The 22,433-nt window shown below is 40.1% G+C and carries 18 protein-coding genes; 9 read left to right on the top strand and 9 right to left on the bottom strand.

Annotated features, from left to right (window positions below; genetic code table 11):
* Nucleotides 1–127: 127 nt before the first annotated feature.
* A complete protein-coding gene (locus tag MMU07_RS16970) occupies nucleotides 128–556 on the top strand; it encodes an AlbA family DNA-binding domain-containing protein (RefSeq protein ID WP_241127581.1) in 429 nt (142 codons plus the stop codon).
* Between the two features lie 10 nt (nucleotides 557–566).
* Here the strand turns inward: MMU07_RS16970 and MMU07_RS16965 are convergent, their stop codons facing one another.
* The gene (locus MMU07_RS16965; protein ID WP_241127579.1) at nucleotides 567–932 is read right to left on the bottom strand and encodes a phage holin family protein; all 366 of its coding nucleotides are present in this window, start codon (nucleotides 930–932) and stop codon (nucleotides 567–569) included.
* Between the two features lie 371 nt (nucleotides 933–1,303).
* Between MMU07_RS16965 and MMU07_RS16960 the strand changes: the two genes are divergently transcribed.
* Together MMU07_RS16960 and MMU07_RS16955 are read left to right on the top strand one after the other, a co-directional pair.
* Nucleotides 1,304–2,053, top strand: coding sequence for an acyl-CoA desaturase (locus MMU07_RS16960; RefSeq protein ID WP_241127577.1), 750 nt, complete (start codon nucleotides 1,304–1,306; stop codon nucleotides 2,051–2,053).
* A gap of 256 nt (nucleotides 2,054–2,309) precedes the next feature.
* On the top strand, nucleotides 2,310–2,675 hold the full coding sequence (locus tag MMU07_RS16955; protein ID WP_241127575.1) for a BlaI/MecI/CopY family transcriptional regulator: 366 nt from the start codon (nucleotides 2,310–2,312) through the stop codon (nucleotides 2,673–2,675).
* A 102-nt stretch (nucleotides 2,676–2,777) separates the two neighbouring features.
* Here the strand turns inward: MMU07_RS16955 and MMU07_RS16950 are convergent, their stop codons facing one another.
* A complete protein-coding gene (locus MMU07_RS16950; protein ID WP_241127550.1) occupies nucleotides 2,778–3,260 on the bottom strand; it encodes a SixA phosphatase family protein in 483 nt (160 codons plus the stop codon).
* 156 nt (nucleotides 3,261–3,416) lie between these two features.
* Here MMU07_RS16950 and topA point away from each other — a divergent pair, with 156 nt between their 5' ends.
* The 3 genes from topA to MMU07_RS16935 all read left to right on the top strand — a co-directional run bounded on the left by topA (nucleotide 3,417) and on the right by MMU07_RS16935 (nucleotide 7,879).
* The gene (gene topA, locus MMU07_RS16945; protein WP_241127548.1) at nucleotides 3,417–5,741 is read left to right on the top strand and encodes a type I DNA topoisomerase; all 2,325 of its coding nucleotides are present in this window, start codon (nucleotides 3,417–3,419) and stop codon (nucleotides 5,739–5,741) included.
* A gap of 124 nt (nucleotides 5,742–5,865) precedes the next feature.
* On the top strand, nucleotides 5,866–6,558 hold the full coding sequence (locus MMU07_RS16940) for an SIR2 family NAD-dependent protein deacylase (protein ID WP_241127547.1): 693 nt from the start codon (nucleotides 5,866–5,868) through the stop codon (nucleotides 6,556–6,558).
* Nucleotides 6,551–7,879 (top strand): flavin-containing monooxygenase, encoded by a 1,329-nt coding sequence (locus MMU07_RS16935; RefSeq protein ID WP_241127545.1) that lies wholly within the window; start codon nucleotides 6,551–6,553, stop codon nucleotides 7,877–7,879. The genes MMU07_RS16940 and MMU07_RS16935 overlap by 8 nt, the downstream gene beginning before the upstream one ends.
* A gap of 137 nt (nucleotides 7,880–8,016) precedes the next feature.
* Here MMU07_RS16935 and MMU07_RS16930 read toward each other — a convergent pair whose 3' ends face one another.
* On the bottom strand, nucleotides 8,017–8,184 hold the full coding sequence (locus MMU07_RS16930; RefSeq protein ID WP_241127543.1) for a hypothetical protein: 168 nt from the start codon (nucleotides 8,182–8,184) through the stop codon (nucleotides 8,017–8,019).
* A gap of 222 nt (nucleotides 8,185–8,406) precedes the next feature.
* Between MMU07_RS16930 and MMU07_RS16925 the strand changes: the two genes are divergently transcribed.
* Nucleotides 8,407–8,919 (top strand): nuclear transport factor 2 family protein, encoded by a 513-nt coding sequence (locus tag MMU07_RS16925; RefSeq protein ID WP_241127541.1) that lies wholly within the window; start codon nucleotides 8,407–8,409, stop codon nucleotides 8,917–8,919.
* Between the two features lie 252 nt (nucleotides 8,920–9,171).
* Here the strand turns inward: MMU07_RS16925 and MMU07_RS16920 are convergent, their stop codons facing one another.
* The 4 genes from MMU07_RS16920 to MMU07_RS16905 all read right to left on the bottom strand — a co-directional run bounded on the left by MMU07_RS16920 (nucleotide 9,172) and on the right by MMU07_RS16905 (nucleotide 14,802).
* Nucleotides 9,172–11,145, bottom strand: a complete 1,974-nt coding sequence (locus MMU07_RS16920) for a sensor histidine kinase (protein WP_241127538.1) — start codon at nucleotides 11,143–11,145, stop codon at nucleotides 9,172–9,174.
* A 122-nt stretch (nucleotides 11,146–11,267) separates the two neighbouring features.
* The gene (locus tag MMU07_RS16915) at nucleotides 11,268–12,149 is read right to left on the bottom strand and encodes an SDR family oxidoreductase (RefSeq protein WP_241127537.1); all 882 of its coding nucleotides are present in this window, start codon (nucleotides 12,147–12,149) and stop codon (nucleotides 11,268–11,270) included.
* Nucleotides 12,150–12,170: 21 nt separating this feature from the next.
* A complete protein-coding gene (locus tag MMU07_RS16910; protein ID WP_241127535.1) occupies nucleotides 12,171–13,466 on the bottom strand; it encodes a nucleotide disphospho-sugar-binding domain-containing protein in 1,296 nt (431 codons plus the stop codon).
* Between the two features lie 40 nt (nucleotides 13,467–13,506).
* Entirely contained in the window at nucleotides 13,507–14,802 is a 1,296-nt protein-coding gene (locus MMU07_RS16905; RefSeq protein ID WP_241127533.1) for a nucleotide disphospho-sugar-binding domain-containing protein, read from the bottom strand.
* Between the two features lie 226 nt (nucleotides 14,803–15,028).
* On the opposite strand from MMU07_RS16905, the gene MMU07_RS16900 reads away from it, so the two are divergent.
* The gene (locus tag MMU07_RS16900) at nucleotides 15,029–16,021 is read left to right on the top strand and encodes an SDR family oxidoreductase (RefSeq protein WP_241127532.1); all 993 of its coding nucleotides are present in this window, start codon (nucleotides 15,029–15,031) and stop codon (nucleotides 16,019–16,021) included.
* A 73-nt stretch (nucleotides 16,022–16,094) separates the two neighbouring features.
* Nucleotides 16,095–19,331, top strand: a complete 3,237-nt coding sequence (locus MMU07_RS16895; RefSeq protein ID WP_241127530.1) for an adenylate/guanylate cyclase domain-containing protein — start codon at nucleotides 16,095–16,097, stop codon at nucleotides 19,329–19,331.
* A 194-nt stretch (nucleotides 19,332–19,525) separates the two neighbouring features.
* Here the strand turns inward: MMU07_RS16895 and MMU07_RS16890 are convergent, their stop codons facing one another.
* Together MMU07_RS16890 and MMU07_RS16885 are read right to left on the bottom strand one after the other, a co-directional pair.
* Nucleotides 19,526–20,167, bottom strand: a complete 642-nt coding sequence (locus MMU07_RS16890) for a response regulator (RefSeq protein ID WP_241127528.1) — start codon at nucleotides 20,165–20,167, stop codon at nucleotides 19,526–19,528.
* The gene (locus MMU07_RS16885) at nucleotides 20,139–22,088 is read right to left on the bottom strand and encodes a sensor histidine kinase (protein ID WP_241127526.1); all 1,950 of its coding nucleotides are present in this window, start codon (nucleotides 22,086–22,088) and stop codon (nucleotides 20,139–20,141) included. Before MMU07_RS16885 ends, MMU07_RS16890 begins: the two co-directional genes overlap by 29 nt.
* Between the last annotated feature and the right edge of the window lie 345 nt (nucleotides 22,089–22,433).

Here is a 22,433-nt window from a genome sequence, read left to right as displayed (position 1 = left end):
ATGATAAAAGTTGGTAGAATCGGAGACAACATACAATGCTTTCTGCTAACTTAAAAGCATTCTGAGCAAAGAATAAGCATAAACAAGATTCAAGTAATTAAAATACAAGGATTTATATTAAAAAAAAATGTTGTTACCGAAAAAAAATGAAGAATTTTTAAAAACCCTCCTGAGAACAAGTGAAGGCCTAACTATCGATTTCAAACAATCCATCACTTCAGCCCAAAAAATTGCAAAGACATTGGTTGCTTTTGCAAATTCTGAGGGTGGTACAATAGTTATAGGTGTATCGGATAAAAAGAAAATTGTTGGAATCGATCCGGAAGAGGAAATTTTTATGATCGAAAAAGCAGCCAATCAATATTGTGACCCATCCCCGCAGCTAGAATTTGAAGTTTTTGAGAATGTGGAGTTCGATGATAAAAATATAGAGGTTGAAAAAGCCATATTATTGGTTCTGGTTAAAAAATCCGACCAAAAACATTTTTTCAAAAATCAAAGCGGGAAGAAAGTCCTTTACATGCGGAAAGATGACCAAACACTTCCTACACAATAATTTATCCTTTTTAGGTATTGCGGCCAAGGTTGACACCCAATAGAGAGTTAACAATACTTAATATCAAACTGAACAATAATGCCCACCAAAATCCATCAACTGAAAAACCAGGAATAATCTCTGCCGTCAACAAAATAAGAATAGCATTGATCGCAAGTAAAAACAAACCCAAGGTCAAAATTGTAATCGGTATCGTTAAAAAAATCAAAATCGGCTTAATCGTAAGGTTCAGCAAAGTCAATAATGCAGCCACAACAATGGCTGTAAAAAAATCTTCAACAGCAACACCCGGCAGGATATATTGAACAATCAAAACCGAAACAGCACCTAAAATCAATTGTAAAATTATTTGGATAGCCTTATTGGATTTGCTCATTGGGTCAAAGGTTTTAAAATTTCTCTTAATTTAAGAATCGGTTTCTAAGGTTCAAGCGTTTTGTAAGCAGTGTTCTTTGATTCGCTTATTTTGCAAACTATTTGTTAGGATAAATAATTTAGATGTAAGATTATAAGTAAAAAAAAACAACACAGGATCCGGTAACTCAATATTAGTTTTTCTCTAATCCTCAATAAGTTAAAATAACAGCATTATCCCCTCTAAATTCAAAATGAATTTAATTTACGATGATGTCAACCTACCCTAAAGGAAGTTTTTTAAATAATATTTCCGTTCCTACAACTTTGATTTAAAATTTTGATTATTGTGTATATCTTTGTAGATAATTATTAATTCTTAATCCCAAATCAGTGATATTAATTGCTTTCTTTCTTCTCCACTGGTATTTCTCTTTGTTTTGCCAGAGTTTCTTCCTCCACAGGTATGCTGCCCATCAGATGTTTTCCATGAACAAGTACTGGGAAAAGTTTTTCTACTTCTTTACATGGCTTTGTCAGGGAAGTTCTTATCTGTCACCAAGGGCCTATGCGATCCTTCACAGAATGCATCATGCCTACAGCGATACTCCAAAAGATCCGCACAGTCCGCATCATACTGAAAATTTATTTACCATGATGTGGAAAACAAAAAACATTTATAATGACTACTTTAGCTTCAAGCTCAAGCCGGAGGAAAGGTTTTCAAAAGATGTTCCTGATTGGAACAAATTCGATTTATTTGCTGACACCATGATTGTCCGATTGGGATGGGGTCTCTTTTATGTATTGGTATATGTTTTGAGTATCTCGGTATTTGAATTGGCCGGAACCCATTGGTGGATGTATTTTTTATTGCCAATCCATTTTATGATGGGGCCCGTTCATGGAGCGATTGTTAATTGGAGTGGTCATAAATATGGCTATGCAAATTTTGATAATAACGACAAATCAAAGAACAGTTTACTACTTGACCTTTTGATGTTGGGAGAATTATTCCAAAACAACCACCACAAATTACCCAACCGTCCCAATTTTGCTGTTAAATGGTATGAGTTTGACCCCACTTATCCAATTGTGAAATTGCTCCATGCCTCTGGAATCATTAAACTTCGGCCTATTTAAAAGAAATAATTATTTTTATTCTTTAAAAACCTCTATTAAGAGGTTTTTTTATTTTATATAAATATATTTGTTAGTAGAATATAAATATGTGGTTTTATAATTTTTTTGTGATTTTATTTACCTTTTTAAACCTCATAAATCACCGCCAAAACCCTTTTAAAAAAAAAATAATAAACTTGAAAAAGATTTAATTCCTTTTCTTGGATTTAAGAAACTAAATGGATAAGTTGGAAACGAATTTAAACTTAAACACATTATGAGAGAACTAACCCGTGCAGAAGAACAGATCATGCAGATTCTGTGGGATATCGAGAAAGGCTTTGTCAAAGATATCCTTGAAAAAATGTCAGAACCAAAACCAGCCTACAACACTGTATCTACTATAGTGAGGATTTTGGAAAGAAAAGGATTTGTCAATCACAAAGCTTATGGAAAATCACATGAATATTTTCCAATAGTTTCTAAAGACGAATACAGAAGTTTTTCCATTAAAAACCTTCTTAACGGCTATTTCAGCGGATCATTTGCTAAACTTATTTCTTTCCACGCCAAGGACAAAAATCTTGATTCAAAGGACCTTGACAAAGCAATGGAAGAAGTAAAAAGTGACCTTAAGAAATAATCCATCAAGATTAGTCATTTGACCGAAAAGTCGCTTTCCTATTGGAAAGCGACTTTTTTTTTGAATGGAAAGAGTCAGTACCAAAAAGACTCAGAATTCAAATTACAAAATTATTTCTTTCAGAATACCGGTATTTTTTCCAAGCAGGTTCCAATTTTCAACGCTAACCTCAACAATGGCTAACATTCCCGGATGTAAATTGACCGAACCATTTCCTGTCAGGTATAAAATCAAGGCACTTAATGAGGGATTATGACCAATCAACAACAAATTTTCCACAGGTTCATTGATTTTATTTAAAAGATGTAAGAGTGCCATTGTCTCAGCTTCATAAATATCATCTTCCACAATAATTTCTTTTGAAAAAACATACTTTGAAATAATTTCCCCTGTTTGGGAAGTCCTTATTGAAGGACTCATCAAAACCAAATCAAAAGATATTTCCCTGCCTGCCAAGATCTTGGATAACTTCTCAATGTGCTTTTGCCCCTTTTCGGTAAGGGGTCTTTTGATGTCGCCAAGATGACCAATCCCCGGCTTGGCTTCACCATGTCTTAATACATATAAATGCTTGATAGATGCCATTTTGAATTAATTTTTATGATTATAAATATGTCGAAAACCAAGCCAATTAAAAAGGTGAAGCAAATGTTTATTTGGATAGGAATATATTGCAGTCTATTTTTAGGATTTTAAATGGAAAGCCACAGAAGCGAGCCAATCTTTTAAAGCAACATACTTATGTCAAAAAATTTAGTAATAGTAGAGTCACCGGCCAAAGCGAAAACCATTGAAGGGTATCTCGGTAAGGATTATAAGGTTGCCTCAAGTTATGGTCATGTCCGTGATTTGCCAAAAGGAGATCATGCTATTGATGTTAAAAATAAATTCAAACCGACCTACGAAGTTACTCCCGACAAGAAAGATGTAATCAAACAGCTTAAAAGTTTGGTAAAAGAAGCTGAAACCATTTACCTAGCAAGTGACGATGACCGCGAAGGAGAAGCCATTTCTTGGCATCTCAAGGAAGTATTGAATCTGAAGGATGAGCAAACAAAGCGAATCGTATTTAGGGAGATTACCAAAAATGCTATCCTCAAAGCAATAGAAAACCCAAGGAAAATTGACATTGACCTTGTCAATGCACAGCAGGCAAGAAGGATTCTTGACAGGTTGGTAGGTTTTGAACTTTCTCCTATACTATGGAAAAAAATAAAAGCAGGCCTTTCTGCCGGAAGGGTTCAGTCTGTGGCTGTAAGGCTGATTGTAGACAGAGAAAGAGAAATTGAAAAGTTCAAATCAAAATCATCATATAGGATTACCGCAGTATTTGAAGTCAAAGGAAAAAGACTTTCGGCGGAGCTTCCGAAGAAATTTGAAAGTCAAGCTGATGCGGAAGAATTTTTGAATAAATGTCTCGGAGCTGATTTTACAATCGAAAACCTCGAGAAAAAACCCGCTAAAAAAACTCCTGCTCCACCTTTTACCACCTCTACCCTTCAGCAGGAAGCAAGTAGAAAACTGAGTTTCTCTGTGGCGCAGACCATGTCAGTAGCCCAAAAACTATATGAGGCGGGAAAGATTACATACATGCGTACGGACAGTGTAAACCTTTCAGAAGATGCAATCGCTGCGGCCAAAAACGAGATTCACGCTTCTTACGGGCCTGAGTTTCACCAACCCCGCAAGTTTTCCACCAAATCTGAAAGCGCACAGGAAGCCCATGAAGCTATCCGGCCTACAGATTTTGCAAAAAGTGAGGTAAATGGTGACCGTAATGAGCAGCGCCTGTATGAATTGATCTGGAAGCGTGCAATTGCTTCACAGATGGCTGACGCCCAGCTTGAAAGAACCATAGTCACCATCGGTATATCTACAACACCCGAAAAATTGATTGCTTCAGGTGAAGTCATCAAGTTTGAGGGATTTTTGAAGGTATATCTTGAAGATACCGACGATGAACCGGAAGATGAGGAAAATGGAAATAAAGGGCTGATACCCCCTGTAAGCATTGGTCAAAATCTTGATTTGGAAGAAATGAAGGGAAAAGAGACTTTCTCCAGGCCTGCACCAAGGTATACTGAAGCATCTCTTGTAAAAAAATTGGAAGAGATGGGCATCGGCCGTCCTTCCACCTATGCCCCTACCATTTCTACTATCCAAAAAAGAGATTATGTGACCAAAGAATCAAGAGACGGTACCGACCGAAACTACACAGAAATGAAAATTGTGAAAGGACAATTTTCAAAAGAAACAAAAAAAGAGGTAACCGGTGCTGATAAAAACAAGCTCTTCCCGACTAACATCGCCATGGTGGTCAATGATTTTCTCGTGGAGCATTTTCCTAATGTAATCGACTTTTCATTTACTGCCAAAGTAGAAAAAGAGTTTGATGATATAGCTCATGGCGGGCAGAATTGGGAGGATATGATCGAGGGATTCTATAGCAAATTCCACCTCAGAGTAGAAGAGACAGCAAATGTGGCTCGAGCTGATATAAACAGTTCACGTGAATTAGGCAAGGATCCAAAATCCGGTAAATCAGTGTTTGCAAGGTTAGGGAGATTTGGACCATTGGTTCAGATCGGTGATCAGGAAGATGAACAGAAGCAGTTTGCCAGCATGAAAAAAGGACAGTTTATCGAAAACATTACCTTGGAAGATGCCTTGGAACTTTTCAAATTACCAAGAGAAGTAGGCCACTTTGAAGATAAAAAGATCGTTGCGGCTGTAGGTAAATTTGGCCCTTATCTCAGACACGATGACAAATTTGTTTCCCTAGGAAAAGAACAAGACCCAATGACCATCACTGAAGATGAAGCCATCAAGCTCATCGAAGACAAAAGAGAAGCTGATGACAAGAAGCATATCAAAACCTTTGAAGAGAATCCTGAAATACAGATTTTAAATGGTAGATGGGGGCCTTACATTAAGTTTGGAAAAAACAATTTCAAAATTCCGAAAGGGAAAGAAGCTGAAAATTTAACTTACGCTGAAACATTAGAAATCATTGAAAATCAACCTGATATAAAAAAGAAAGGTAAGTTTACCAAAAAGAAAGCATAGATTTTAGGGGGCCAATTGGCCCCTTTTTTTATCCATTTTTGATTTTAAACTCTTTTCTTTTTTTCACTTTTTTTCTTGAGATTGAGCCCTTAAATCAATCCTTTACCTCAACCTGATTTTTGAAATGAAAAAATTGGTAGTCCTTACCGGTGCCGGGATTTCCGCCGAAAGCGGAATCAGCACTTTCCGTGACAGGGGTGGACTTTGGGAAGGACATGATGTAATGGAGGTCGCTTCTCCGGAAGGATGGAGAAAAAACAGGGAACTTGTGCTTGACTTTTATAACCAAAGAAGGAAACAGGCTCTGACTGTAGAACCCAATGAAGCCCATCTGGAACTGGTAAGGTTGGAAAAATACTTCGATGTAACCATCGTCACCCAAAATGTGGACCACCTGCATGAAAAAGCCGGTTCCTCCAAAATCATCCATCTCCATGGAGAACTGTTCAAATCCCAAAGTACTGTTGATCCCTCTTTGGTTTATGATATGGATGGTTGGGAAATCAAATTGGGAGACAAATGTGAAAAAGGAAGTCAATTGAGACCATTTATTGTCTGGTTTGGAGAAATGGTCCCAATGATGGAACCTGCCATCGATGCCGCCATGGAAGCGGATATTTTTGCCGTAATCGGCACTTCCATGTTGGTTTACCCTGCAGCCGGCCTAATCCAATATGCCCCTAAGGAAAGCTTGAAATATATTATTGATGTTAAAGTTCCTGAAACCGGATTTTTTGATAATTTGAAGCCAATTGAAGCAAAGGCATCCATAGGTACAGCTATGATGTCCAAAGAACTGATAGAAAAATATGCCTAAAAAAGTCGCAGTCATTGGGGCTGGTCCTTCCGGAATTACTGCTTTGAAAAATCTCCTGGACCAAAGTATTGACGCAATATGCTTTGACCGGAATTCAGAAGTGGGCGGAAACTGGGTTTATTCTGAAAATGAAGGCCACTCTAGCGTTTTTGAAACCACCCATATCATCAGCTCCAAAACACTATCCCAATATTCGGATTTCACTTTTGACGATTTTGATACCACGGTTTCTGATTATCCATCCCATGATGAATTGAGAAGGTATTTTCAGGCTTATGCTGATCATTTTGGCTTGGTAGAACATATTAGGTTCGATACCATGGTGATTCATTGCGAATGGATCAGCCAAAAAAAATGGGAGATTACCACTGAAACAGGTGGAATCCGAAAAACTGAAGAATTTTCAGATCTCGTCGTCTGCAACGGCCACCATTGGAATCCTAGGTGGCCAAATTACCCGGGAGAATTTACAGGGGAATTTTTGCATTCTCACACGTTTAAAAAGGCTGAACCATTCAAGGATAAAAGGGTTCTTGTCATAGGTGGCGGAAATTCCGCCTGCGATGTCGCTGTGGAAACCAGCAGAGTCAGTAAAATGACTGCCATTTCCTGGAGACGTGGTTATAGAATCATCCCAAAGTTCTTTTTTGGCCAACCTTCAGACAAAATCGGTGAAAGAAGCGCATGGATTCCTTTGAAAATAAGAAGTTTTTTCTTCGATATTTTACTCAAAATAATGGTAGGTGACAACCACCTTTACGGTTTGCGAAAAGTGGAAAACAAATTCGGCGAAACCCACCCTACGATCAATGATGAACTGCTTTATAAAATCCGACATGGGAAAGTGAAACCTCGACCTGATATAAAAAGATTGGAAGGGAAAAAGGTGATTTTTGAAGATGGTATGGAGGAAGAGTATGATACTATCATTGCCTGCACCGGCTACTACCTCTCCCACCCTTTCTTTGATAAAAAGTTTATTGACTACAGTTCAGGTCCGGTCCCACTTTACCTCAAAATGTTCCATCCCGAATTCCGGAATCTCTATTTTGTGGGAATGTTCCAACCTTTGGGCTGTATTTGGCCCGGAGCGGAATTACAGGCAAAGATCATGGCAAGGGAAATCGCCGGAAAATGGAATAGACCTTCCAATATCAAAGAACTTTGCGAAAAAGAGGTAACACACCCTCATTACAAGCAAATAGATACTCCTAGGCATACCATTACTGTGGATTTTCACGCTTTTAAAAAGCAGCTGCTAAAGTATCTTCCCAAGGATTATGTTTCAAAAAATAGGGTCGCTAAGATGGAATTTCATTGATGGTTTAGCTAATCAGGACGGAAGACTGAAGCGATATTCCGGGCATTTCAGTATTCAGAAGAGAATTGATATGTATGTCCAATCTTCTGGAATAATTGCTTGTATACATAAATAATTATAAACCTTATTGATAATAATTATTTTTTAAAATCCGGATTGAATAAAGCTTGATCAGCGATAGGTTTCATAAAGGTTTTAGGGACAGATACCTCAAATCCATATTTAGACAGCATCACAGCGGCAGCAAGCAGTTCCCCGTGTTTGCCATTAATAACTATAGGATTATTTTTTGAATTGGGATTCATTGGATTATTTGTTTGAACCTTGAATGAACCATTTGAATTTTTTGGGAACCTGATTCCAGTATCTTCTTTTTGAAATTAATTTTAGTAAAAATCAAAAAAAATTGACTTTGAAAAAATACATCAAAAGGGGTATTGACAACTAATAAGGCCTTGAAGAAATACCACTTAAGCAGTATTTTATTTTAGGTTCGTTTGAAATAGCTTTCTGAAAAAACAAAAGCTATGAAAAAACTTATTTTTATTCCGACAATGCTGCTGATATTGCTTTCAATGACAATACAGGCACAAGGTAATTTTGTTCTCAATCCCAACGGGGAAAAAGATCAAGCTGTAATCAGGGCTTATATCCAAGCCATGACATCCAGAAATGCAGCTCAGCTGGGGCAGACACATGCTGCTAACTACGTTGAATTTGGACCAAGATGGGATTCTCCAGGAACCAAGGATGATATGATCCGGAATATCAAAAGCATTTGGGATATGACTTCTGAAGTCCGGTATGACCGCACCAGAATGATCAGTGTAAATGTGTCGGGGGACGAAATTCCAGAATACAATGGAAATTGGGTATTCTTATGGAGTGTATTTATAGGTAAATCCAAAGATTCAGGAAAAGAAGTTTATCTGGACATCCACCAAACTTTTAAAATTGAAAATGGCTTGATCACACTTTCTGTGGTTTACTTCAATGAGTTGGACAGCCGTATGCAACAGGGGGTTTGGGATGGAGATTAATTCTTTTTAAAATGATCTTTTTTAAAGCCGCCAGATGGTGGCTTTTTTCATTGGGTTCAAATATGTACTGAAGGAATTCCAACTCCCGGGATTCCTCAAGACAGGCTCATTTCGATTATCCCACATTCAAAATCCCGATAGGGATTGAAGACCGACAGGTTATTGGCCCCGGATGCCAATCCGGTGGTAAAAAGAAAAGACGGTTGACGCTCCTCCCAACCCCGAGAGGGGTTGAATTATATTACCGGCTCATCAATTAACCGAACCAGACCTTTCACCCACTACCGGCACCCAAATACTGACCCTCGTCCCCAAACCGCTACTTCGGATATCCAATCGGCCATTTAGAAAACTGACTCTGCTCTTCAAGTTGGAAAGACCCATTCCCGTTACTTTTCCATCAAGGATTTCTTTTGGAATCCCTCTACCATTGTCCTCCACTAGCAGCTTCAATTCGTTGGAATCCTCGTCCAATTCAAGTTTGATTTTAGCTTGGGTGGCTTGGGAGTGCTTGAGGATATTGTTGGTCAGTTCCTTTATGATTCGGAAGATATTGATCTTGACGTCCATATTGAGGGGAGGGAAATCCCCTACCTCATAGCTGAAGTGTAGCTTTTTTTGTGAATTGATCTTTTCCAGCAATTCCTCAATCATCGTTCGGAGAACCTTGGATGAAAAATCCGAGGGCATCAGTTCATAGGAGATATAGCGCAGGTCCTTGCAGGAATCTTCCATCATGCTGACCAAGTCCTCAAACTCAGCCTTATACCCATTTCCGAGATTCTTATCAGCAAACAGTTCCATTTTCAGTTTGATCAAGGCGAGGTTGCCACCCAAGTCATCGTGCAAGTCTTTAGCAATCCGATGTCGCTCATTTTCTTGAGCTTGAATTGAATGCTTCAAAATCTCCCGTTCGGTATTGATCTGTTCTTGGGCAATTTTATCCTTTTCTTTTTGAGTTCGGTGGTATTGGTACACCATTCCCACCATCAAAATCGCTGCATGGAACAATCCTCCATAGCCCTGAAAATACATTTCCAAAGGATGGGCTTCATACCAACCCAATATCGAAATGTAGTAGAAAATCATGCCTCCGGATAAGAAAAAGTGCGCTCCTAATGCAAATAACGCTTCATTTCTATGATAGCGATATTGAAGTATACAGAGCCAAAGCACAGCCAATAAGGTGGCCATAGTCACAAGAATTGCGGCTTCATAAATTAGGATCTTCAACCCAAACCAATCAGGATAGGCCAAAGTGGTCAAAACCAAAACAGCCAAAACTGTCAATACTTTTTTCCAAGCATTGAAAGAATGGTATATCGTATTTTGGCGATTCCTGATTGAGAAAAACTCCAAATTGAAATTAATAAGGAAAAAGGCCATGATCAGGCTAAAAAAGGGAAGGATTATCTGTCCCAGAAGTAAGTAAACTTCACCCTCGTATCTGAAAAAAATATAATTGTCAATGTCAAGGAGAATTATCAAATCCGCCGTCAAGTATAGCGCAAAATAAAGGTAAAGCCTCTTCTTGAAAAAAAGCAGCAGGACAATCCCGAGGAAAATAATCAAAGAAGTTCGACCTGCTATTTCACCATAAGCAAATCCTCTTTCGATCTCATTCCACCAATAGTCCCAATCCAAATCCAGGTAAAAAGTAGTAAAAGTTGATCTGCCTTGGGTATCCACACGCAGGAGAAAATCTCTGGCTTCACCCGCTGGTACGTGTAATTCAAAATTGACCACCCAATACTTGATTGGTCTATCTTTTTGTAAAACTCTGTGGCCTGATTGGAAAGAATCAAGCAATTCTCCAGATTCATTGATCACGAATAAGTCCGCAGTGGTGTGACTGGAAGAATAAGGGTTAAAGATGAAAGTGATATCCGAGTCGAGTGGATTTTCCAATCGAAAAGCAAACCACCAAACGGATTCGGTAAAACCCTTATTAAAGACCCTACCCTCCAGCAAATCAAAATCTCCGGAATGGAACATTGCTTTCGCTTCCTGCCATTCCAAGGGCTCTTTTTCTTCCAAAAAATAGATCATGTCCTCCATCCAAAAATTGAAATATGGCCAGTTTTTCAAAAAACCCGGTTGATGCTCTGTTTGTGGGGTAACGATCTTGTGGCTCTTGATTGTCTGGGCAAAAGCATTTTCCCACCTACCAATAAGGCAAAAAGTGAACACCAAAAAAGAAGCAAGCCCTATTCTCACAGCGATCATTTTTTTATAAAAACCAATCAGTTCATATTCATTAAGTTAGAAAATCCTTTTGATAAAAAAAGGCTATCCCAAAACGGAATGGCCTTAGTGTACTTTAAACCCTTTTTGATTTAACCAAAAAGTCAAGCTTTGGGAACTTGAGACAAATACGGTCTGATATCCATTCCCATTTGAAGCATTCCTTCTGCAAAGGTTTCGGTATCCATTTTTCCGTTTTCGATCCACTGCTCGTCGTTCATAGAGAATCTAAAGGCCAAAAGTGGCTCGGCATCGGGACCTACTACATTGGAAAAAGTACTGGATTTTCCCGTAATGATATCCTGTATTTTCTCTGCTACCACGATGGGATGCGCTTTAGTCAGTGCCACAGAAGCTTGCCCCAAGGCAGTCAATTGCTCCCGGTTGGGATAAATGGATTGGAGAGCCGTATCGTATTTTTTGAGGATGGGGGTATCGATAAATCCCGGTTCGACGATCGCCACCCGTATTCCAAACCGCCCGACTTCACCTGCCAAACTCATGCTGATGGTATTCAGGGCGGACTTGGTAGCGGCATAGGCTGCCATGCTTGGAGATTGGGTTTTTCCGGCGATGGAGGAGACATTGATGATCAATCCCTCTCCCCGCTTCCGCATCGGAGTGATGACCTCCTTCATGCAGCGCACGGCCCCAAATACATTGGTCTGGAAAATCTGCTGGAACAGCTCCATGGAAGTTTCTTCCAAAGGAAAATCTGAGGCGATTCCCGCATTATTGACCAATACATCGATTGGTCCAAATCGGTCCACAGCCTCCTGAAAGGCATTTCGGACAGATTCGTCCTGGTCTACATCCATGGTCAGAATGGTAATGGGCAAACCTTCTTTTTTGGCCAATTCCCCGAGTTCAGGGCTTCGCGAAGGATTCCTCATGGTGGCTATTACATTGTAGCTGTTTCTTGCCAGATGCGCTGCGGTCTCAAAACCCAGTCCGGTACTGCAGCCGGTAATCAATACATTTTTCATAATCGGTTGTGTTAAGTGATATCAAACAAGGACTATATTTTTCTTATTGTACTTGTCCAAAAGCTCTTTAATCGCCTTATCCAACAAAGCCACGGAATCATAGGATTCGATTTCGTTTTTCAGGCGAAGGGCATTTTGCTTGTATTTGGGATTAGTGAAGACTTCATGGATAGCGGCCTTTAGTTTTTCGGGTTTGGGTTTCATGGTTTTCATATTGATGCCTGTTCCCGAGATTGTCACCCGCATCGCCACTTCCATTTTATCTTCCGTGGCTCCGCCGATCACCAAAGGGATTCCATATCCAAGCGCGATATTGGTTCCGCCGTAGCCTCCATTGGTGACAAAAAGGTCCACATGCGGCAAGAGATTGCCGAAGGGGATAAAGGGTGCTACCCGGGCATTGGCTGGAAGATTTGGGATTTCCTCATTTACCGGAACGGCAACCACTAGTGTATCCGATTCATCTTTGAGAGCGATTAGCGTGGGGATAATTAAATCCTGAATATTATTTGCGACAGTGCCTTGATTGACAAGTACCACTTTCTTGGCCTTTTTCAAATCTCCCCACCAATCCGGTTTTTGCCAGTTGGGATCTTCCTTGGGAATATAAGGGCCGATAAATCGATGATTATCTGGCATGTCCGAACGCTCATAGTCAAAACCTGGCACAGAAGTAATGAGCACCCTATCGATTGACTTGATTCCATCCCTGAAAAGTCTAGGAAAAATGGGAAGGCCAAAATCTTTCAAAACCCTATTGCAATAAGCAGCAACGTCCTTAAACAGTATCCCATCCACCAAGTAATTTAAAAACTGGTTTCGGAGACGCATGAGGGGACTACTTCCGGGCATCAGCCCCGAACCAAAAGGAGCTGTATCTCTGCTGGTAACCGAGGGAGGAATTACTTCCAATCTTATCGTTGATTTTCCTAGTTTAAAACCAAAAAAGAGTGGAGAATAGGTAGACGTATCTCCAATGAAAACATCAGGCTCAACCTCGTCTACCAAAGCATGAAATGGCTCCCGCAATTCCGCCACCTCGTCATAGAACCATTTGACATATTCTTTAATCTGGTCCAAACCCTTCTTATTGGCAAAAATGGGTCGGTATTCATAGAGGGTTTTTCCGGCATGCTTGTAGTCCATTTTCTCTGGGATCGGGTGAAAGATCGCGCCGGTTTTCTCGATTTTTTGCTGAAAAAACCGACTGCCAAGCCAATGAACTTCATGGCCCAAATCCACCAATCCTTTCATCAAAGGAAGCGATGGGAACATGTGGCCTTCCACTGGTACCACTTGGATTAAGATCTTTGCCATAGGTGAAGGTGATTTGTTGAAGAAGAATTTGGATTTAAGATCAAGCAATTAATTCTTTCTTTCCCTCATACTTCTCCAAAAGCTCTTGAATCGCTTTATCCACCAAAGCAATGGAGTCGTAGGATTCGATTTCCTTTTTAAGACGCAGGGCGTTTTGCTTGTATTTGGGATTGGTAAACACTTCTTGGATGGCGGCCTTCAGCTTTTGCGGAGTGGGCTTCATGGTTTTCATGTCAATTCCTGTTCCTGAGACCGTCACCCGTTGTGCCACCTCCATCTTATCCTCAGTCGCTCCCCCTATCACCACCGGGATACCAAAACCCAAGGCCATGTTAGTACCTCCGTAGCCTCCATTGGTAACGAGTAGGTCCACATGAGGCAGAAGGTTGGCAAAAGGAATAAAAGGTGCTACACGCGCATTGGAAGGAAGATTGGGGATTTCCTCCTTGATGGGAACCGCCACGACCAAGGTATCCGGTTCGTCTTTCAGGGCAATCAGGGTGGGCATTATCAGGTCTTGAATATCATTGGCAATGGTGCCCTGATTCACGAGCACCACTTTTTTGGCCTTTTTCAAATCTCCCCACCAATCCGGTTCCTCCCAATTTGGGTCAGGCTTTGGCAAGGGTGGACCGATAAACTGATGGTTATCAGGCATATCGGACCGCTCATAGTCAAATCCCGGTACTGAAAAAATCAAAACACGATCAACAAATTTGTTGAAATCACCAAAAAAGCCTTGGTATGTGGGGAGATTGAATCTTTGCCTGACTTGATTCCCATAGGCTGTCAAATCTTTGAACAGCACCCGGTCAACGAGGTAATTTAATAACCTGTTTCTAACCCGCATCAAGGGACTCTTCCCCGGCAGCAAACCCGAACCAAATGGAGCCGTGTCCTGACTGAGTATTAGTGGGGGTACAACATGAAGGTTGATGGTTGGTTTCCCAAGGATTTCTCCAAAAAATAAGGGGGAAAAATTAACCGGATCTCCTATAAAAATGTCAGGCTGGACTTCTTTAATCAAGTGATTAAAAGTATCAAAAAACTCCCCTACCTCATCAAAAAACCACATTAAATACTCTTTGATTTGGTCCATTCCTTTTTTCTTTGCCAAAGCAGGACGGAATTCATAGATCGGAATACCTAGGTAATGTGGATCATATTCTTCAGGAAAGGGATAGAATTTAGACCCGGTTTTTTCGATGGCTTCCCGGAAACTACCGCTTCCAATCCAATGAACTTGATGGCCCAACTGAACCAAACCTTTGGCTATGGGAAGGACTGGGAAGGTATGTCCTTCGACCCCACCGACTGAAATTAAAATCTTTGCCATGTTGAATGTTGTTTAAGCAAAAAAGATGAGTTATAAATCTTAACACTATTTTAAATTTCTGATTTTGAACCTGATAAAAAAATACTGCTAAAGGGGTATTTTTAACTAAATAACTTTTCAAAAAAATATGAATCCAACTAAAATGGCGAGGCTAAAATACCCCATTGGGGGTATTTTTACAAAAATGGTTTTCAAGTAAATTTAGCTATACTTAAATACTCTTTTTATGAATATTTTAATTGTTGGAGCCACCGGTCAATTGGGATTTACGATAGTCCGAAAACTTTCAGAACAGAAAACCGCTCATTCCATTTTTGCAGGCCACCGAAGGACATCAAATACAAAACCTTTAGAGAGGCTTCGAAATGTAAATTTTCGATTAGTGGACTTGTTGGATTCCAAAACATTTGAAACCGGATTGAGGGATATTGATATTATCGTCACTACTGCGACTACCGCCACACCAAGTCAGAAAGGGGATCATTTGGAAAAAACAGATGAAAATGGAACTATGAAATTAATTGATGCAGCAAGATCAGCCGGGATAAAACATTTCATTTATGTATCTGCCCTGCCTTTTCCAAAATTGGAAAATACCGTCCCCTTGAGTCGGGCAAAAAGGCGGGTAGAAAGTCATCTCAAACGATCCGGCTTGCCCTATACTATTATACAGCCTACTGCTTTTATGGAGGTATATTTTCCTTTCTTTGGAACCACCGTCCCTCTTCGAGGTGCTGAGGTCAATACCGTTGACAGACCATTTAAATTTTCAAATGATTTTTTCGCAGGAATCAAAAATGATATCGAGCAGAAGGAAACGTTCAACGTCATTGGAAAGGGAGACAGGAAAAACGCATTTATAAGCGTAGAGAATGTGGCAGACTTTTGTATTGCCGCCATTTCTAATCCCAAAGCAATCAATCGGATTATTGAAATAGGCGGCCCTGAGGGACTTTCTCCTTTAGATATCAAGAAAATATTCGAAAGGCTTTATGGAAAACCTTTGAAAATAAAGTCCACTCCGCCTTTTGTGATCCGATTGATGTCCAAAATACTAGCCTTGGTTAATCCCGCAGCAGGCAATATCATGGCATTGAACTATGCAGTCGCTAACAATGATGCGCTACCCAGAGATATGAAAAAGACCGCAGAGGAATTTGACATTAAACTGATTCACCCTGAAGAATTTTTGAGTCACAAATTTGCTCTGCCATCCTAAATCATGAATTTTACCTAAGTTTTTTGATAAATTCTTCTATCCATTTTGTCACGAAGGCTAAAAAATAAATCGGGTGAACGAGATTCAGCAAGTAGAAAAAGCCATTAAATCACTTGAAGCCCAGCGAGAGCATTTGGGAGATAGCATTGTGGATTTGGCCCTCGAACCCCTGAAACAAAAGCTCGCTACGCTGAGAAATATTTCTCAGGAACCAAAAAGCCTTGACGAACGAAAATTGGTAACGGTCATGTTTGCAGACCTATCCGGTTTTACGGCCCTTTCTGAAAAATTGGATCCTGAACGAGTCAGAGAAATCATGAATGGCTGCTTCAATGTATTGGTTCCGATCATCGAGAGATACGGTGGCACCATAGACAAGTTTATCGGTGATGAAATCATGGCTCTTTTCGGAGCACCTATAGCACGGGAAAACGATGCAGAAATGGCCTTAAGGGCTTCCTTAGATATGATGGAAGCCTTGAATCAATTCAATCAAGACCAAGGTCTTCGCTTGGGGATGCATTTTGGGATCAATACAGGCGTAGTCGTGGCAGGAGGTTTAGGTTCTGAGTATCGACAGCAATATTCTGTCATGGGAGACGCAGTGAACCTTGCAGCAAGACTCGAGGGTGCTTCCGAATCCGGACAGATTTTTATTGGTCCTACCACTTACAAACTCACTGCTCCCTACTTTGAATTTGACATTTTGCCGCCCATTTCTCTCAAAGGAAAATCTCAACCTGTCCAAATTTATTTACTAAAGGCAATCAAAAAGTATATCACAAGGGAAAGGGGCCTTGATGGACTTTTCTCCCCCATCATTGGACGGGAAAAGGATATGGGAAGAATTGAGGTTGGCTTGGAAAATTTGGACAAAGGAAAAGCCGGAGTTTTTTTCCTATTCGGAGAAGCAGGAATGGGAAAAAGCAGGCTTGTTTCAGAGTTACGCACCAAATTCTCAGGTCGTTTCCAATGGTTTGAAGGACGCGCTTTTGCACACACAGAATCAGTAAGTTATAAAATAGTCAATTCTCTCTTGGATGATATCTTAAAAGTAGAGAAAGACACTCCTCCTCCTATTGTATCCGATATTTTGGAGAGTTTTCTTGAGCAAAAATTTCTCAATCAATCAACTCAAAGGACGGCATACTTATCCAGACTTCGGGGACTTCCATTGAAACAGGAATTTGAGGAGATTTTTAAGGACGTCATGCCTTCTGCAATTCAAGTCAGAATGTGGGAAGCTTTTGCCCAATTGATAACCCAACTGGCTAAAGACCGTCCCTTGGTTTTGGTTTGGGAAGATCTTCATTGGGCGGATGCCTCCTCTATCCAACTCCTTCAACACATCCTCCAAGGATCAAAAAAACTCCCGATTTTCTTTTTGATAGTGAGTCGGACGCAAGAAAATATCTTGGAGTGGTTTGAAAATCTTACCCAACTGGAGCTCAATCCCGAAAAATTAGAACTCAGTCCACTATCAGCAGAGCAAAGTGCCGAGTTATTGGAAAACCTTTTGAAAATAGACAACCTACCCTCCAAAACCTTGGAAATGATTCTTTCGAAATCAGAAGGCAACCCCTTCTTTTTGGAAGAGTTGCTTCGTTCCTTAATTGAAACGGGAATGGTGATTTTGGATTCCGGCAGGTTTACGGTAAGTGATAAAATCCAAGATCTGCAGGTTCCGGATACCCTACAGGGAGTGATTGCAGCAAGGATTGATCGTTTGCCTGCTACCAGCAAACATACACTTCAGAATGCTTCTGTGATTGGGAGGATATTTCAGGATTCGGTATTAAAACTGATTATAGAACAGGAAACTCCAAGGTTTGACATTGACCAATCCTTAAATGAATTGCTAAAGAAAACACTTATCAGAAACAGGGAAAGCGAAGAATACATCTTTAAACATGCCATTACCCATGACGTGACCTACCAGAGTTTATTGATTTCAAGAAGAAAGGCGCTTCATTTGCTGACCGCTAAGTCAATGGAAGACATTTTCCCTGAGCAACTCGATGAATTGGCACCTAGCTTGGCTTTTCATTTTTCCCTGGGAGGGGAACCTTCGAAAGCCTCCTATTACTACCAAAAAGCAGCCGAAAAAGCAGAACAAAACTATTCCAACCGGGAGGCACTGAATCTTTACCTCAAAGCTGTTGAGGAAATCAAAAAAAAGGACGACGGCATCCAAATTAAGGAATTGGAATACTGTTTAGAGAAAATTGGAGGGATTTACAGCTTATTGGGAGAAACAGCAGAGGCACTTAAGTCATTGGACCAAGCACTTGCCAATCTCGATCCAAAAGAAATTTTCAAAAAAGCGCAGATTATCCGGAAAAAGGGACTGGCATTCAATGCGGCACGAAATTTTCCAAAAATGATCGAAAATTATCAGGATTCAGAGCAGCTTTTAGGCGAATTCAGCGAAGCAAATGGCCAAATGTGGATAGAAGAATGGATCGACCTTCAATTGGATTTGGCTTGGGCTTATTATTTTGGAAATAAAGTACCTGAACTGGATGAAACCATTAATCGGGTAAATCCCATCATTGAAAAATTTGGGAATCTTGTCCAAAAAAATCGCTTGTACGGAACACTTTTCCTTTCAGACCTTAGGCGCTTTAGGTATTTCCAACTTCCTGATTTTATGATTGACAGGCTGAATCTGCAATTGGATACGGCAAAGCAAATAGGTAATAAAGCCTTGATTGGAAGGGCATTGGCTAAATCCGGATTTGCCCGAATGTGGAGAAATGAACATGATTTGGCAGAAGAGATTTTTCTGGAAAGCTTCAAATATATCGAGCATGTGGGGGATATGGATTCTCTCCTTATTAGCAAAACCTATATCGCACTCGCCATGCGGAAAAAAGGAGATTTGTCAAAAACCCTTGCTTTTGCAGAAGCCTCTTTGAATCTGGCAAAATCAGTCAATAGCCATTACTATATCGGTGCTTCCGATAGCATTTTAGGATGGGCATATTGGAAGTTGGGTAATCGGGAGAAAGCTGATCAATTTTTAAGATCTGCCATCGAAGCATATAGGCAATTTCCAGGATCCAATCCCATAGAATTTCTTTACAAAGGACCTTTGATGGGGATGGCCGTGGAAGAGGAGAATTGGGAAAAAGCCGTGGAATACAGCAAAAGTTTCTTGGATTCCAGTCAGCAAAGAATGCCTGAAGAGGCCTATAAGCTAATTGAAATTGGGATGAAAAGTTGGGAAAAAAGGAACCTGTCTGCCACAAAGGACGCTTTTCATGAACTTCTTTTTCTTCTGAAAAAAGAGCAAACGGGCTATGCCTAAAGTAGCTCCTGTTTAGGATCAAAATCCGTAAAATTGGTGACAGAAAAATTTTCAAAAACAGCTAATCTGCCTATTGAACCCAGTTCAATAAAGTATTCTTAATCAATTTAAATTCAGACCGTTAAAAGGGATTTTACCAACTATTTTTGACCATCAGATCATTTTCATATTCAAAAGAATAAAAGAAGTAATCCTCACCCCTTCATCTCATTCAGCAAATTCATAAGCCCCACTACATTGTTGATTTTAAGCTTTTTAAAAATATTTTTGCGATGGGTTTTTACAGTCAAGGGACTAAGATGGAGTTTTTGGGCTATGGCGTTGGTTTCCTGTTGATGTAGAATCATTTGGATGATCTCCATTTCTCTGAAGGACAATTGGTAGGTCTCTCTGAGCTTTTCAAAAGTATCATCAATAGTATAAACCCTGTTTTCCATACCGGTACGAACAGGTTGAAAATATCCCCTCCCTTCTGAAACTTCTTGCAGGGCTTCCTTAAAAATGGCAAGACTGGCATCTTTGCCCACAAATCCCTTAGCACCCAAGTTCCTGCACAATTCCATGGTGGCAGTTGTATGTTGACCTGTGACGACCAAAACATTCAAAGAAGGAAAGTTCCGTTGTAAAAAAGGCAAAGCCTGCATGCCATCCATCAAAGGCATACTTAAATCCAGAGCCAGCAAATCAACCTGGTCATGGTTTTCCAAAAAATCTATCAGTTCTTTTCCATTGGAGACCTTGCCAATCATTTCAAAAGCGGGCATGGTCTCCAAAATAAGTTTCAAACCACCTGCAAAGAGGTCATGGTCATCTGCGATCAGTATCGTTTTCTTCATAAGCCAATTGATTGGATTCCAAGGGTATTTCTACTTTTATCAATGTTCCCAAGCCACTGCTTTGGATTTTCAGTTTTCCATTTAAATAGTCCACCCGATTTTTAAGATTTTTCAGTCCCATGCCTTTGGACTTCCCTTCCAGTACTTCCTTGGGCATGCCTTTGCCGTTATCGCTGATTTCCAAGGTGATCGTGTCGGAATCGGGAAGCTTGAAGAGATGGATACTAGCCTCGGTGGCCTGCGCATGTTTGAGGACATTGTTCATCAGTTCCTTGATGATTCGGAATAGATTCACCTTGGTATCTATGGAAAGGACGGGAATTTCTTCCATTTGGGCGCGGATGGCGACTCTTTTCTGGACGGAGAGCTTTTCCACGAGTTCTTCAACCATGGTTCGCATGACCTTGGTCGAGAGGTCAGCGGGCATCAGCTCGTGGGAAATATAGCGCAGGTCCCTGCAGGCCCCGTCGAGCAGTTGATGGATTTCTTCCAGATTCTGGTTACTGTGATTCGGCTTGGTTTGGTTTTCCATCAAAAGCTCCATGCGGAGTTTGATCATCGCAAGGTTGGAACCCAAGTCATCGTGCAGGTCCTTGGCGATGCGCTGCCGCTCTTTGTCTTGGGCTTCGATGGTCATTTTGACCATCTGTTGCTCAATTTGGTTTTGTTCGGTAAGGAGGCGGATTTTTGTTTCCTGCGAAACAAGAAATTGGTACACTAAGCCAATGATGATGATAAGGACGTTGAACGTCAAACCATACGTTATAAAACCAAAATCAAACGGCAAAAATCGCGTAGATCCTAAGCTAGTAGCGAAATAAACAATCCCTCCAAAAGCTAGAAGTAGATTTGCGATCAATGCGAAACCTGCCAACGCCTTATTTTCCCTGAAATAAACAAAGCAAATTGCCAAGCACAAAACCAAATTGATAATTCCCAGATATTGAGAAATAGTGTAGAAAATCGGCATTTCCTTAGGCTCAAGAAAGTTAAAAAACAGCAGCAGGCAAATGCCCACATAAGCAAGTTGAAACATCCCAAATCGTGGAATCCAAAGAGTTAGGGTCTGTTCTTTCACATTGATTCGAAAAAGCTCATGCGTAAACAAAAGGGCAAAAGTCGAGAACAATAAACTCGAAATTGGCGCAAACCAAGGACCCATCTTTATATATGTTGCATTGTCCAAAACATCCAAAATGCTTTGGTCTGCGTCCAAAAAAATCAATATACCAAATCCAATATAAAGGGAAAGAAACAGGTAAACCTTTTGCCTGAAAAACAAAAAAACCAGAAGCCCTAACACCGCGATTGCATACAATCTTCCGGAAATCAAACCAACTAAAAATGCCCTCCATCCAGAATCTCTCAACACCGATTGATATTCACCACTGTAGAATGCTGAACTCGTTTTTCCACCCATAAAATTCGCCCTTATAAAAAGCGTTTTCTTGGATCTAGGAGGTAAGACAACTTCAAAACTATGATTTCTGTGGTTAAGTTTTCTCTTATTTCCAGGAACAGAGTATCCGGCCGCATCAGTTGTTAAGAGATTCCCATGCGCATCAAACTCATAATAATCGATTCTATAAAAAGAACCATAGTAAGCATCATATGTTATTTGATGCTCCCTATTGGTCATATTCTCTATATCAGTTGCAAACCAATAATCAAATTCCTGAAAACCTTTGTTGAACCGTGCCCTTTGGGGTATACGGACGAATTCACCCGCAAAAAACTTTTCATACGCCTCTGCCGCGGATGTGGGCTCGATCTCTTTGAAATAGTAAACCGTGCCATACAGCATAATATTCAAAATATTAAACTCTTTATCTAATTCCGAATCACGAATAATATAGGTTACGGGTCGTTCATCCACAGGCTGCAAGAGTTTCAAAAAACAAAAAATCAGACTGAAAATCATAATAAAATAAATTTGTTAAACTTATGAGATTGGCAAATTCAATATAGTTTGAAACCATTGAATATCAAAGAATTGGGTTTAATTTTTGGGGATTAAATTAATGAAAAGGAAAAAAACCTAGAGAAGTAGTGATTAAAGTTAAAGTGCTGAATTTGAATCCCTACAAATCTGAATTTGGAATAACCCCTACTCGGCGGCTGACGGGAACATCAAATAGTGAAATTGCCCGCATAACCTTAGACTGAAATTTCAATTGTACAATTAATTTTATGTGTATCCGTATAAGTGCACGTAACAAAATTTGACAATTAGTGTCAATGATTTGGTGTTGTATTTAGGTAGGCG

Origin of the sequence: Cognataquiflexum nitidum (assembly GCF_022538055.1) — a bacterium.
In the GTDB taxonomy this organism is placed as follows: domain Bacteria; phylum Bacteroidota; class Bacteroidia; order Cytophagales; family Cyclobacteriaceae; genus Cognataquiflexum; species Cognataquiflexum nitidum.
Note: the sequence above shows the minus strand (reverse complement) of the source record. Positions and strands in the feature narration are given on the sequence as shown.

Excerpts from the sequence above, each read along its gene's own strand:
- MMU07_RS16970 (WP_241127581.1), top strand. The coding sequence starts at position 128 with ATGTTGTTACCGAAAAAAAATGAAGAATTTTTAAAAACCCTCCTGAGA.
- MMU07_RS16965 (WP_241127579.1), bottom strand. The coding sequence starts at position 932 with ATGAGCAAATCCAATAAGGCTATCCAAATAATTTTACAATTGATTTTA.
- MMU07_RS16955 (WP_241127575.1), top strand. The coding sequence starts at position 2,310 with ATGAGAGAACTAACCCGTGCAGAAGAACAGATCATGCAGATTCTGTGG.
- MMU07_RS16950 (WP_241127550.1), bottom strand. The coding sequence starts at position 3,260 with ATGGCATCTATCAAGCATTTATATGTATTAAGACATGGTGAAGCCAAG.
- topA (WP_241127548.1), top strand. The coding sequence starts at position 3,417 with ATGTCAAAAAATTTAGTAATAGTAGAGTCACCGGCCAAAGCGAAAACC.
- MMU07_RS16940 (WP_241127547.1), top strand. The coding sequence starts at position 5,866 with ATGAAAAAATTGGTAGTCCTTACCGGTGCCGGGATTTCCGCCGAAAGC.
- MMU07_RS16935 (WP_241127545.1), top strand. The coding sequence starts at position 6,551 with ATGCCTAAAAAAGTCGCAGTCATTGGGGCTGGTCCTTCCGGAATTACT.
- MMU07_RS16930 (WP_241127543.1), bottom strand. The coding sequence starts at position 8,184 with ATGAATCCCAATTCAAAAAATAATCCTATAGTTATTAATGGCAAACAC.
- MMU07_RS16925 (WP_241127541.1), top strand. The coding sequence starts at position 8,407 with ATGAAAAAACTTATTTTTATTCCGACAATGCTGCTGATATTGCTTTCA.
- MMU07_RS16920 (WP_241127538.1), bottom strand. The coding sequence starts at position 11,145 with ATGATCGCTGTGAGAATAGGGCTTGCTTCTTTTTTGGTGTTCACTTTT.
- MMU07_RS16915 (WP_241127537.1), bottom strand. The coding sequence starts at position 12,149 with ATGAAAAATGTATTGATTACCGGCTGCAGTACCGGACTGGGTTTTGAG.
- MMU07_RS16910 (WP_241127535.1), bottom strand. The coding sequence starts at position 13,466 with ATGGCAAAGATCTTAATCCAAGTGGTACCAGTGGAAGGCCACATGTTC.
- MMU07_RS16905 (WP_241127533.1), bottom strand. The coding sequence starts at position 14,802 with ATGGCAAAGATTTTAATTTCAGTCGGTGGGGTCGAAGGACATACCTTC.
- MMU07_RS16900 (WP_241127532.1), top strand. The coding sequence starts at position 15,029 with ATGAATATTTTAATTGTTGGAGCCACCGGTCAATTGGGATTTACGATA.
- MMU07_RS16890 (WP_241127528.1), bottom strand. The coding sequence starts at position 20,167 with ATGAAGAAAACGATACTGATCGCAGATGACCATGACCTCTTTGCAGGT.
- MMU07_RS16885 (WP_241127526.1), bottom strand. The coding sequence starts at position 22,088 with ATGATTTTCAGTCTGATTTTTTGTTTTTTGAAACTCTTGCAGCCTGTG.